This window comes from Stenotrophomonas sp. 115C5 (genome assembly GCF_056861055.1).
On sequence record NZ_JBSPUQ010000010.1, the window covers coordinates 1 to 13,062 of the forward strand.

The 13,062-nt window shown below is 66.8% G+C and carries 9 protein-coding genes; 5 read left to right on the forward strand and 4 right to left on the reverse strand.

Annotated features, from left to right (window positions below):
- The first annotated feature begins 256 nt into the window (after positions 1–256).
- The 5 genes from AC13FN_RS12985 (at position 257) to lpdA (ending at position 8,345) form a co-directional block, all read left to right on the forward strand.
- Entirely contained in the window at positions 257–1,678 is a 1,422-nt protein-coding gene (locus tag AC13FN_RS12985; RefSeq protein ID WP_482985029.1) for a ribosomal protein uL16 3-hydroxylase, read from the forward strand.
- 9 nt (positions 1,679–1,687) lie between these two features.
- Positions 1,688–2,584, forward strand: a complete 897-nt coding sequence (locus tag AC13FN_RS12990; protein ID WP_197644681.1) for a GNAT family N-acetyltransferase — start codon at positions 1,688–1,690, stop codon at positions 2,582–2,584.
- Positions 2,585–2,770: 186 nt separating this feature from the next.
- Positions 2,771–5,602 (forward strand): 2-oxoglutarate dehydrogenase E1 component, encoded by a 2,832-nt coding sequence (locus tag AC13FN_RS12995; RefSeq protein ID WP_482985028.1) that lies wholly within the window; start codon positions 2,771–2,773, stop codon positions 5,600–5,602.
- 40 nt (positions 5,603–5,642) lie between these two features.
- Positions 5,643–6,845, forward strand: coding sequence for a dihydrolipoyllysine-residue succinyltransferase (gene sucB, locus AC13FN_RS13000; RefSeq protein WP_482985027.1), 1,203 nt, complete (start codon positions 5,643–5,645; stop codon positions 6,843–6,845).
- A 63-nt stretch (positions 6,846–6,908) separates the two neighbouring features.
- A complete protein-coding gene (gene lpdA / locus AC13FN_RS13005) occupies positions 6,909–8,345 on the forward strand; it encodes a dihydrolipoyl dehydrogenase (protein WP_008264626.1) in 1,437 nt (478 codons plus the stop codon).
- Positions 8,346–8,498: 153 nt separating this feature from the next.
- Here the strand turns inward: lpdA and AC13FN_RS13010 are convergent, their stop codons facing one another.
- From AC13FN_RS13010 to AC13FN_RS13025, 4 genes are all read right to left on the reverse strand, one after another.
- Entirely contained in the window at positions 8,499–8,756 is a 258-nt protein-coding gene (locus AC13FN_RS13010; protein WP_197644678.1) for a hypothetical protein, read from the reverse strand.
- Positions 8,753–8,965 carry a hypothetical protein gene (locus AC13FN_RS13015; RefSeq protein WP_010486834.1) on the reverse strand — a complete coding sequence of 71 codons (213 nt, stop codon included), beginning with the start codon at positions 8,963–8,965 and terminating at the stop codon, positions 8,753–8,755. Before AC13FN_RS13015 ends, AC13FN_RS13010 begins: the two co-directional genes overlap by 4 nt.
- Before the next feature lie 174 nt (positions 8,966–9,139).
- A complete protein-coding gene (locus AC13FN_RS13020; protein WP_482985026.1) occupies positions 9,140–10,732 on the reverse strand; it encodes an alkaline phosphatase D family protein in 1,593 nt (530 codons plus the stop codon).
- Positions 10,732–12,975: a TonB-dependent receptor domain-containing protein gene (locus AC13FN_RS13025; RefSeq protein ID WP_217013761.1), complete on the reverse strand. Its 2,244-nt coding sequence runs from the start codon at positions 12,973–12,975 to the stop codon at positions 10,732–10,734. The genes AC13FN_RS13020 and AC13FN_RS13025 overlap by 1 nt, the downstream gene beginning before the upstream one ends.
- Positions 12,976–13,062: the final 87 nt, after the last annotated feature.

The window sequence follows — 13,062 nt, forward strand, 5'->3', positions numbered from 1 at the left end:
CTGCGCGGGGGCGTGAGCCGCATGGATGCGGCGATCGAGCTTACATGGACGTACTTGCAGCGTCCCCCGCGCAGCCCACCCGCCCGGCCAAGCGCGGCTTTTGCTTGTGAACCCACACCGCCACGAGGGGCTCCGCCGTTGGCCGGAACCCCGCGACAAACCACCGCACGTGCGCAATCCCAACGAACGTCGGACAATGGAGACCTTGGCGGCCCGCCGCGCCGCCCCTCCCGCTTTCCGCTGCAAGGATTCCCCCATGGCCGCCCGCAAGTCCTCCGCTCCGCTCATCGAAGTCACCGCCCGCCCCGGCCAGCCGCTGGGCATGGCGCCGGCCACCTTCCTGCGCGACTTCTGGCAGAAGCGCCCACTGCTGATCCGCAACGCCTTCCCCGACTTCCAGACCCCGGTGCAGCCGGAAGACCTGGCCGGGCTGGCCTGCGAGGAAGGCGTGCTGGCGCGCCTGATCGAGCACGACAAGGCCCAGGATGGCTGGCGCGTGCGCACCGGCCCGTTCCAGGAAGACGTGTTCCCCGCCCTGCCCGACCACGACTGGACCCTGCTGGTGCAGGACGTGGACAAGTGGGACCCGGACGTGCGCGCCCTGATCGAGCACTTCAGCTTCCTGCCGCGCTGGCGCATGGATGACGTGATGATCAGCTTCGCCGCTACCGGCGGCTCGGTCGGCGCCCACGTCGACCAGTACGACGTGTTCCTGCTGCAGGCCCACGGCCATCGCCGCTGGCAGATCGATGCCAGCGAATCGATCAAGGGCAAGCAGCCGCCGCTGGGCTTCCGCCCGGACGTGGAGCTGAAGCTGCTGAAGGTGTTCAAGCCGACCCACGACTGGGTGCTGGCGCCGGGCGACATGCTGTACCTGCCGCCGAACGTGCCGCACCACGGCGTCGCCGAAGATCCGTGCCTGACCTTCTCCTTCGGCATGCGCGCGCCGTCCTCGGCCGAGCTGATCAGCGACTACCTGGACACCCTCATCGCCGATGCCGACGAGAACATCCGCTACCAGGATGCCGACCTCAAGGTGCCGGCCGACCCGAACGAGATCGACACGGTGGCGATGGCGCGGGTGATCACCGCGCTCAACGCCATCCGCATGAACGACCCGGACAAGCTGGGTGACTGGTTCGGCCGATTCATCACCACCTACCGTGCAGCGGGCGAAGTGATGGCCCACCAGGCAGCACCGGCACCGGAGGAAGTGGTCCAGGCCCTGGCGTCGGGCCTGCTGCTGCAGCGCCACCCGTGGGCGCGCCTGGCCTGGCGCCGGGCCAAGCGCGGCGCCAGCCTGTACGTCAGCGGCCAGGACTTCGCGCTGCCGGTGAAGGACGCCCAGCGTCTGGCCGGCGCCGAACAGCTCGATGCCGCCGCCTATCGCGGCCTGTCCGACAAGGGCCGTGCCGTGGTCCAGCAGCTGCTGGTCGGCGGGGTGTTCCAGCTGATCGACCCGAATGAGGTATACGAGGCCGAAGACGAGGACGAGGACGACGGCGAAGATGCCGCGGTGCTCGGCGAGGTCGTCGAAGGCCGTGACCGCGTGGATGCGATCGACGCCGATGCGGTGTCCGACGATGTCCACTCCGTGACCGTGCACGACGACGGCATCGAGGTCATCGTCAACTTCGAGGACGACGAGGAAGACGACAGCGACGTCGGCCGCGCCTGAGTCGCCGCCATGGTCCGGGTCCAGCAGGTCAGCCACGCCGACGCCCACGTCGCCATCCACGACGTGCGGCAGCGGGTGTTCGTGCAGGAACAGGGCATCGCCGCCGAACTGGAGCGCGACGCGCTGGACCCGGTCAGCGCCCATGTACTGGCGCTGGACGCCGACGGCGAACCGGTCGGCACCGGCCGACTGGCCCCGGATGGACGCATCGGCCGCATGGCGGTGCTGGCCAGCCATCGCAGCCGCGGCGTCGGTGAAGCCCTGCTGGAGGCACTGGTCGAGGCCGGGCGCCGGCTCGGCCTGGCCGAACTGCACCTGCACGCGCAGCTGCGGGCCCGTGACTTCTATGCCCGCCAGGGCTTCCTGCCCGAGGGCGAGGTGTTCGAGGAGGCCGGCATCGGCCACCAGCAGATGCGTCGCCGGCTGGGCGCGGCCCGCGCCATCGACAGTCGTGCCGAAGCGGTGGCCATCACCACCGCCATCATCCACCGCGCCCGCCGCCAGCTGTGGCTGCACAGCCGCCAGCTGGACCCCGGCCTGCTTGACGCACCGCAGGTGCAGGCCGCCCTGCGCCGCTTCGTCACCGCCCGCCACGACAAGCAGCTGCGGGTGATCGTGCACGATGCGGCTGCCATTGCCGCTGCCGGGGCACCGCTGCTGGCGTTGGCCCAGCGCCTGCCAAGCGTGATCCAGTTCCGCGAGGTCACCGACCCGGTCGACCGTGCGCTGGCCTCGGCCTGCCTGCTCAACGATGCCGGCGACTTCTACTTTCGTCTGATCGGGCATCGCCTCGACGGCGAAGCCGGCATCGCGCTGCCTGCACGTTCGCAGCCGTTCGAGCAGCAATTGCAGCGTGTCTGGGACCGTTCGCGCGATTGCAGCGAACTGCGCGCGCTCGGCATCTGAGCGCGCGCCACCGCGCCAACCTGTCTGGAAGCGGCACCGGGGGACGCCCGATGCCTCTGGTGGTGCCCCTTCGTGTCCGGTTGGGGGTACAATTTGGCTGTTTGAACGCGCCCGTGCATGGCTATTCATCTTCGTGCCGGGTCCTTCTGAAGCCATACCCCACAAAGCGAATCAGCACCCTCCATCGTGGACAATCAACTGAAGCAGTTTGCGCAATCTTCGCAACTCGCCGGCGGCAACGCCTCCTATGTCGAGGACCTGTACGAGCAGTACCTGGTCTCCCCGGATAGTGTCGATCCCAAATGGAAAACCTACTTCGACGGCTTCAAGGGCCGCGAAGCAGGTGACATCCCGCACTCGGCTGTCATCTCCCACATCGCGGACGCGGCCAAGGATGCGCTGAAAGCCGGCACCGGTAGCGGTGCGGGCGACGAGCGTGAGCGCAATGTCGGTCGCCTGATCACCGCCTACCGCTCCCGTGGTCACCTGGACGCGCGCCTTGATCCGCTGGGGCTGGCCGCACCGGTCAACACCCCGGACCTGGGCCTGCCGTTCCACAGCCTGTCCGATGCCGACCTCAACAGCGAGTTCAGCACCGGCGGCGTCGGCGGCCAGCCGCGCATGAAGCTGCGCGACCTGCTTGCACGCCTGAAGGCGACCTACACCGGCTCGATCGGTGCGGAGTTCATGCACATCTCCGAGGTCGAGCAGCGCCAGTGGATCTACAAGAAGCTGGAAGCGGCCGGGGGCAACTACCAGCTGGACGCTGACACCCAGCGCCGCACCCTGGAGCGCCTGACCGCGGCCGAAGGCCTGGAGCGCTACCTGCACACCAAGTACGTCGGCCAGAAGCGCTTCTCGCTGGAAGGCGGCGACTCGCTGATCCCGATGATGGACACCATCATCCGCAGCGCCGGCAAGGATGGCGTCAAGGACGTGGTGATCGGCATGGCCCACCGCGGCCGCCTGAACGTGCTGGTCAACACCCTGGGCAAGAACCCGCGCAAGCTGTTCGACGAGTTCGAAGGCAAGTTCGAGCACGACGAGCACGCCTCGGCCGGTGACGTGAAGTACCACATGGGCTTCTCGGCCGACGTCGCCACCGACGGCGGCCCGGTGCACCTGGCGCTGGCGTTCAACCCGTCGCACCTGGAAATCGCCGACCCGGTCGTGGCCGGTTCCGTGCGGTCGCGCCAGGAGCGCCGCAAGGACACCGCACGCAAGCAGGTCATGCCGATCCTGATCCACGGCGACGCCGCCTTCTCCGGCCAGGGCGTGGTCATGGAGCTGTTCCAGATGTCGCAGGCCCGCGGCTTCGCCGTCGGCGGCACCGTGCACATCGTGGTCAACAACCAGGTTGGCTTCACCACCTCGAACCCGCTGGATACGCGTTCCACGCGCTACGCCACCGACGTGGCGAAGATGATCGCCGCCCCGGTGCTGCACGTGAACGGCGATGATCCGGAAGCGGTGGTGTTCGCCGCGCAGCTGGCCTTCGAGTTCCGCCAGAAGTTCGCCAAGGACGTGGTCATCGACCTGATGTGCTACCGCCGTTGGGGCCACAACGAGGCCGACGAACCGGCGATCACCCAGCCGCTGATGTACCAGGTGATCCGCAAGCACGCCACCACCCGCGAGATGTATGCCGAGCAGCTGGAAAAGGCGGGCGTGATCGCCGCCGGCGCTGGCAAGGCGATGGTCGATGCCTACCGCGAGAAGCTCGATGCCGGTGAAGTGACCACCGAGCTGGCCAAGGTCGAGAAGACCCCGCCGACCAGCCCGCTGTTCGTCGATTGGCCGAAGCTGCTGGAAGGCAAGCTGTCCGATCCGATCTCGACCAAGGTCGAGAAGAACAAGCTGGTCGAGCTGGCCAAGCTGATCAACACCATTCCCGAAGACGTGCAGCTGCACTCGCGCGTGGCCAAGGTCTACGACGACCGCCGCAAGATGGCCGCCGGCGAGATTCCGGGCGACTGGGGCTTTGCCGAGAACCTGGCCTACGCCACCCTGCTCGACGAAGGCAATGCACTGCGCCTGGTCGGCCAGGACGTCGGCCGCGGTACGTTCACGCACCGCCACGCGATCCTGCACGACCAGAAGACCGACAACTACTACATGCCGCTGCGGCAGCTGGTGGATTCGCCGGAGAAGGCCACCGTCATCGATTCGCTGCTGAGCGAAGAAGCGGTGATGGCCTACGAGTACGGCTTCTCCACCACCGATCCGAACACGCTGTGCATCTGGGAAGGCCAGTTCGGCGACTTCGCCAACGGTGCCCAGGTCGTCATCGACCAGTTCATCGCCGCCGGCGAAGCCAAGTGGGGCCGCATTTCCGGCCTGACCCTGCTGCTGCCGCATGGCTATGAAGGCCAGGGCCCGGAACACAGCTCGGCGCGCCTGGAGCGCTTCCTGCAGCTGTGCGCGCTGGAGAACATGCTGGTGGTGGTGCCGTCGACCCCGGCGCAGGCCTTCCACATGCTGCGCCGCCAGCAGCACCTGACCACCCGCAAGCCGCTGGTGGTGATGTCGCCGAAGTCGCTGTTGCGCCACAAGCTGGCCGTGTCGACCCTGGACGAACTGGCCAACGGCGAGTTCCAGCACCTGATCGGCGACGCCAACGCGGACGCCAAGAAGGTCAAGCGCGTGGTGCTGTGCTCGGGCAAGGTCTACTACGACCTGCTGGAAGACCAGACCAAGCGTGGCCAGGACGACGTGGCGATCATCCGCGTGGAGCAGCTGTACCCGTTCCCGCGTGCGCTGCTGGCCGCCGAACTGAAGAAGTACGGCAAGGTCACCGACGTGGTGTGGACGCAGGAAGAACCGCAGAACCAGGGTGCGTGGTACCAGATCCGCCACCACCTGCAGTTCTGCCTGGCCGATGGCCAGAACCTGCACTACGCCGGTCGCGCACGTTCGGCTTCGCCGGCTGCCGGTCACATGGCTGACCACGTCCGCGAACAGCAGCAGCTGGTCGCCGACGCGCTGGTCAACCCGTTCAACGACTCGTTCGCTGAATAATCCTCCCCCTATTTAGAAGACAAACCAGGAAGCTCCCGCAATGGCCACCGAAGTCAAAGCCCCGGTACTGCCCGAATCCGTCGCCGACGGCACCATCGCCACCTGGCACAAGAAGGTGGGCGACGCCGTCAAGCGCGACGAAAACCTGCTTGACCTGGAAACCGACAAGGTCGTCCTGGAAGTGCCGTCGCCGGTCGACGGCGTGCTGAAGGAAATCAAGTTCGCCGAAGGCTCGACCGTGACCTCCAGCCAGGTCGTGGCGATCATCGAAGAAGGCGCCGTGGCTGCTGCCCCGGCTCCGGCTGCTGAAGCCGCTCCGGCTGCTGCCGCTGCCCCGGCCGCCGCTGCTCCGGCCGCTGCCGCCGCTCCGGCCCCGGCTGCCAAGTCGGCCGCCGACACCCTGCCGCCGGGCGCCCGCTTCACCGCCATCACCGAAGGCGTGAACCCGGCCGACGTCGACGGCACCGGCCGTCGCGGCGCGGTGACCAAGGAAGACATCGTCAACTTCGCCCGCAACGGCGGCGCCGGCAAGGCCGGTGGTGCACGTCCGGAAGAACGCGTGCCGATGACCCGCATCCGCAAGCGCATCGCCGAGCGCCTGATGGAGTCGAAGAACTCCACCGCCATGCTGACCACCTTCAACGAAGTCGACCTGTCCAAGGTCTCGGCTGCGCGCAAGGAACTGCAGGACGAGTTCGTCAAGGCCCACGGCATCAAGCTGGGCTTCATGAGCTTCTTCGTGAAGGCCGCGGCCAACGCGCTGCAGCGCTTCCCGCTGGTCAACGCCTCGATCGACGGCGACGACATCATCTACCACGGCTACTCGGACATCTCGATCGCCGTCTCGACGGAGAAGGGCCTGGTCACCCCGGTCCTGCGCAACGTCGAGCGCATGTCGTTCGCCGACATCGAGAAGACCATCGCCGACTACGCCAAGAAGGCCCGTGACGGCAAGCTGAGCCTGGAAGAACTGCAGGGCGGCACCTTCACCGTGACCAACGGCGGCACCTTCGGTTCGCTGCTGTCGACCCCGATCATCAACCCGCCGCAGAGCGCCATCCTGGGCATGCACGCCATCAAGGAGCGTCCGATCGCCCAGAACGGCCAGGTCGTGATCGCGCCGATGATGTACCTGGCGCTGTCGTACGACCACCGCATCATCGACGGCAAGGATTCGGTGCAGTTCCTGGCGGACATCAAGAACCAGCTGGAAAACCCGGGCCGCATGCTGTTCGGCCTGTAAGAAACCTCCCGCCCCTCCGCGCCTGCGCGGAGGGGTTCTGGTAATGCATCAAGGAATAATTCAATGGCTGAACAATTCGACGTCGTCGTCATCGGTGCCGGCCCGGCCGGTTACCACGCTGCCATCCGCGCGGCCCAGCTGGGCCTGAAGACCGCCTGCATCGACGCAGCGCTGGGCAAGGACGGCAAGCCGGCCCTCGGCGGCACCTGCCTGCGCGTGGGCTGCATTCCGTCCAAGGCGCTGCTGGATTCCTCGCGCCAGTTCTGGAACATGGGCCACATCTTTGGCGACCACGGCATCAGCTTCAAGGATGCCAAGATCGACGTCGAGGCGATGGTTGGCCGCAAGGACAAGATCGTCAAGCAGTTCACCGGCGGCATCGGCATGCTGTTCAAGGCCAACAAGGTCGCTGCCTACTACGGCTTCGGCGAGCTGCAGCCGGGCAACGTGGTCAAGGTCACCCAGCATGACGGTTCCATCGTCGAGCTGAAGGGTACCAACGTCATCATCGCGGCCGGTTCGGATTCGATCGAACTGCCGTTCGCCAAGTTCGACGGCGAGACCATCGTCGACAACGTCGGCGGCCTGGACTTCACCGAAGTGCCGAACCGCCTAGCGGTGATCGGCGCCGGCGTGATCGGCCTGGAACTGGGCAGCGTGTGGAAGCGCCTGGGCGCTGAAGTCACCATCCTGGAAGCACTGCCGGAGTTCCTGGCCGTGGCCGACGCCGAAGTGGCCAAGACCGCTGCCAAGGAATTCAAGAAGCAGGGCCTGGACATCCGCCTCGGTGCCAAGGTCTCCAAGACCGAGATCACCGGCAAGGGCAAGAAGAAGGAAGTCGTTGTCACCTACACCGACAGCGAAGGCGAGAAGACCCTGACCGTGGACAAGCTGCTGGTGGCCGTCGGCCGTCGCGCCGCCACCAAGGGCCTGCTGGCTGAAGGCACCGGCGTCAAGATCAACGAGCGCGGCCAGATCGAAGTCGACGCGCACTGCCACACCGGCGTCAACGGCGTGTGGGCGGTCGGCGACTGCGTGCGCGGCCCGATGCTGGCGCACAAGGGCTTCGAGGAAGGCATCGCGGTGGCTGAGCTGATCGCCGGCCTGCCGGGCCACGTCAACTTCGACACCATCCCGTGGGTCATCTACACCGAGCCGGAACTGGCGTGGGTCGGCAAGACCGAGGCCCAGCTGAAGGCCGAGGGCATTCCGTACAAGGCCGGCAGCTTCCCGTTCGCCGCCAACGGCCGTGCCGTGGCGATGATCGAGCCGGCAGGCTTCGTCAAGATCCTGGCCCATGCCGAAACCGATCGCATCCTCGGCATGCACCTGGTCGGCGCCAATGTCTCCGAGCTGGTGCACGAAGGTGTGCTGACCATGGAGTTCAGCGGCTCGGCCGATGACCTGGCCCGCATCTGCCACGCCCACCCGTCGCTGTCGGAAGTGATCCACGACGCGGCGATGGCGGTCAGCAAGCGCGCCATCCACAAGGCGAACTGATCGTTCGTCTTCGGGGTGGGTGCCGACCGTTGGTCGGCACTGAACTGCAAACGAAAAACCCCGCCTCGGCGGGGTTTTTTGTTGGCTGCGCCGGTGTAGAGCCGAGCCCACGCTCGGCTGCCCTGCCAAAGCCCGCCGAGCATCGGCTCGGCTCTACACCTTTTCAGCAGGCTTCTTCGGCGGATCGTCACAGACCCTGTGCTGCACCACCGTCTCGCCAACCTTCCATTCCTTCGTGACCCGGCAGTGCGCCTTGGCCTCCGGCACCTTCGAAGCCGTCGCCCCCGCCGCATTCGCTTCATCGGCACCGGCTGCCTGCTGGCGCTCCAGCCACGCCGATGGCGGCGCGGGCGGTGTTGCCAGCACCGGGCCTGGCAACAGGACCAGACCCATCAGCAACACGGCCCTCATGCGGCCACCGCCCGGCCACCCAGCAACCGCGCCGGCAGCATGAACAGCGCGCGCAGGAAGGCGAACAGCGCCGAAAAGGTGATGCCGACCAAGCGGAACGGCAGGCTCAGCAGCCAGACGAACGGCCAGGCGATCAGGGCGAGGATCGCCAGCGGCCAGCACAGTACGAACAGCAGGCACCACACACCGAGCGCGAACAGGGTCTTCATCACGGTCTCCTTGTGGCGGCACCTTGCCGCCTGCGAACACCTTGGCGCCCTGCCCTTGCCACGCACAAACGGTTTGCGACGAAACCGGGCTGGGGGCGATGAAACCGGTCCACCGCCGTTGTAGAGCCGAGCCTGCGCTCGGCTTTCCAGAAGCAGCCGAGCGTGGGCTCGGCTCTACAGAAGCTGCGATGCGCCCGGGTGGCCGTGGATGACCTGGAAGCGCGCCGCAGTGCGCACCGGCGCATCCGCGCGCAGCACGCTGTCGGCGAAGCGCAGCTCTGCATCCACGGTCTGCCGGTTCAGCTGCAGCTTCCACCAGCCGCGGCGGTCGCCGTCGAAGTAACGGATATGCGGGTTCTGCGGTATCGACGGTCCGTAGTACGGACCGTACGGCGTACCGTCGCCGCCACTGCTGATCGCCGGAGCGATGAATTCGGTGGCCACGACCGGCGCACGGGCCGCGTCGAAATCCAGCTTCAGGTCGTTGACGAAGGTGGAATGCCAGTCACCACCGAGGATGATGGCATTGCCCTGCCCGCCCGTCTGCAAGGCCTGCAGCAGCCGGTTGCGTGCGGCAGGATAGCCATCCCAGGCGTCGTTCCAGAAGCGCTCGCGCGGTGTGCCACCGTCCAGCCGCAGCTGCGCCATCAGCAGCTGCTGTACCACCACGTTCCAGCGCGTGCCCCGCGCGGCAGCCATCGACTGCGCGAACCACGCCTCCTGGCCCGTGCCGAGCATGCTCATGCGTGGATCCAGTGCCGCCTCGCAACGTGGTGACTCGCCTACACCGCAGGGATTGGCCGGGCGGAACTGGCGGCAGTCCAGCAGCGTCAGCTGTGCCAGATCGCCATAGCGCAGCCGCCGGTGTACTCGCAGGCCACCATTGCCTGCAGGCGTGCTGCGCATCGGCAGGTGTTCGTAGAACGCACGGTACGCCGCCGCACGCCGCACGATGAAGTCTTCGGTTGAGACGCCGGGCTTCTCCGGGTGGATGCCGGAGTAATCGTTCTGCACTTCGTGGTCATCCCAGATCACCGCGAACGCGTGTGCGGCGTGCGCGGCCTGCAGGTCGGGATCGAGTTTGTACAGCGCGTACTGGTCACGGTAACGTTCCAGGCTCACCGTCTCGCCACTGAACCGCGCCGCATCCAGCGTGCTGCCACGCGCGTTCTGCAGCGGGCTGTATTCATACAGGTAGTCGCCGGCATGCAGCACCAGGTCGACATCACTCTGCGCGATGTCACGCAGCACCGGGTAGTAGCCGCTGTTCCACGCCTGGCAGGTACACAGCGCCAACCGCAACTGCTGCAACTGCGTGTCCAGCAGCGGCGCGGTGCGGAAGTGGCCGACCACGCTTTCCTCATCGCCGTCGCAGGCGAAACGATAGTAATAATCGCGGCCGGGACGCAGGCCGTTGACCTCCACATGTACCGAATGGGCCAGCTCCGGCACAGCCGCAGCAACGCCCCGCTGCACCAGCCGGCGCATGCCAGGGTCTTCGGCCATGAACCAGCGCACGGGCACCGCCCGCGACGGCATGCCGCCGCCGTTGAGCGGGTCCGGCGCGAGCCGCGTCCACAGCACTGCACCCTGCGGATCCGGATCACCGGCGGCGATACCGAGGGTGAACGGATCACGCCCCAGCCGCGGCCGTGGGCCGGCCGTGGCCAGCCCCGGCATCGCCGCCAGTGCGATCGCCGCCCCCGCGCCCTGCCACGCCATGCGCAACAGGCGACGACGGCTTTCCGGATCGACAGGCCCGCGCATCAGAAGTGCACGGTGGCGGTGGCCATCACCTGCCGCGGCGCGCCGACCTGCATGGTCGCCAAGCTGCGGGTCGGGTCGGCGGCGTAGGTGCCGTTGGTGTTGATCGAAGACAGGTAACGCTTGTCGGTCAGGTTGGTCAGGTTAAGCGCCACGGTCAGGTTCTGTGCCGGGCCGAGCGTGCCGAAGTCATAGGCCACCGACGCATTGACCAGCCAGTAGCTCGGCACCGACACATCGTTGGTATAGGTCACGTAACGCTTGCCGACATGGTTGGCGGCCAGTCGCAGGTCCCACGGGCCCGGGGTCCAGGCCAGGGTGCTGGCGAACATCCACTCCGGTGTGTCGACGGTCGTCTTGCCGCGGGTCGGCACCACGCCGTTGTTCACGTAGTCGTTGTCGTAGGTACTGTCATTCCACGACAGCGCATTGGACCAGATCAGGTCCTGCATCGGCTTCAACTGCAGGGTCGCCTCGGCACCGCGGCTGGTCACCGAACCGACGTTGGAGAACAGCGCCGGGCAACCGAGGATGCCCACGCACTGCGCGATGGCCAGCAGGCGGTTGTCGAACTTCACGTCATACACCGCCACCGACGCTTCATAGCCCTGGCCATAGCCGCGCCAGCCCAGTTCGAGGGTGCGCGACTGTTCCGGCTTCAGGCTCTTCGCGCTGGCATCGAACGCGGCCTGCGGCACGTTGAACGGGCTGCCCACGCCCAGCGCGTACGCGGCCACGTTCTTGGCGAACGAACCGAAGATCTCGTTGCCTTCGTTGAGCTTGAAGTTGAAGCCGGCCTGCGGCAGCAGACCCTTCTTCGAGGTCAGGCTGCTGTTGTTGGCATAGCTGCCCAGCGGCGTGCGCACGCTGGTGCGGGTGTGCGGCGACTTCGCACCGATGTCGATGGTCAGGCGGTCATCGAACAGGCGGAAACGGTCCTGCACATAGAACTGGCGGGTGATGGTGGTGTAGCGCTGGTGCCACACGCGCTGGTCCGGATTGCGCAGGAAGAAATCGTCGGTGATCGGGCCGTCGATGTAATAGAAGTTGCGCTGCACGCTGTGGCCGTTGTCCTCGTACCACAGGCCCGCTTCCAGCTCGTGGCCCGCCACGCTCCAGGTGAACGCCGAGGTCACACCGGTGCGGTCGATCGCGTACTCGGTGGTGCGGATCGAGATCGGGATCTCGCGGCTGGTACCCGGGTTGGACGGATTGGACGGGCTGAACCAGTGGCCCTGGCCGCGGTTGCTGTGATTGTAGACGTTGACCTTCAACCGCATCGACTCGTTCAGGCCGAAATCGCCGGCGATGCTGGACAGGTCGTCGTTGCGCAGGCCGTGGCCGGAGTAGTACGCATCCCATGGGCTGTTGACGCCGCCGCTGAACTTGCCGCGTGCCGCGGCCACGGCACGGTTCCAGTCCGGCGCGTAGTTGTCCCAGTCCCAGCCGAGACGATCGATCATCTCCAGCGACAGGTCCTGGTAATCGGCCTCGACGCGGCGCGAGGCGTTGAACAGCGCGGTAATCCTGCTATCCGTTCCGAAGTTGTAGGTGGCCTTGCCGTTGAACTGCTTCAGCTCCTGCGAGCCTTTGCCCTTCCACTTGTCGCCTTCCGAGTATGCGCCGGACAGGTAGGCCGCAAAGCCCTGGTGCTCGCCGGTATCGAGGCGCGCATAGCTGCGGCGCGCGTTGTCGCTGCCAAAGCCCTGTGCCAGAACCACGCCATATTCGGTGGACGGATCGATCGAGTAGAACTGGAACACGCCGCCAAGGTTGCTGGTGGACGGCGTACCCAGCGCACCGATGCCGGTGGAGACTTCGGCACCGCCCAGGTTCTCGCTGATCACCGCGCGGCTGATGTGCAGGCCGTTGCTGTTGCCGTAGGCCATGTTGCCCAGCGGGATGCCATCGAGGGTGTAGCCCAGGCGGTTCTGGTTGAAACCACGCAGGCTGATGCTGGTGGACCATTCGTAGGCGCCGGTGGCATCGGCCGATTCGAAGTGCACGCCCGGCTTGCTGGCCAGCAGCTTCAGCGGGTTGGCACCCGGCGGCAGGATCTTCATGTCCTCGGCGGTCACACGCTGCACCTGGCGGGCTTCGCCGCGGCCGATCACCGAGATCGAATCGAGGGTGGTGGCCGACGGCGCGTCGGTCGCGGGGGCGGTTTCAGCGACAGCCAGCGACGGCAGCGAAGCACAGACCAGCAGGGCCAGCAGATTGCGGCGGAGCGGAGCGTGGGACGGCATGGGGGCGGATTCCTCGGGCACGCTGGACGCCGAAGGGCGGCGTCGAAGGGCAGCAGCGGCGGAATCGTAGAAGCGTCGCGTTACATG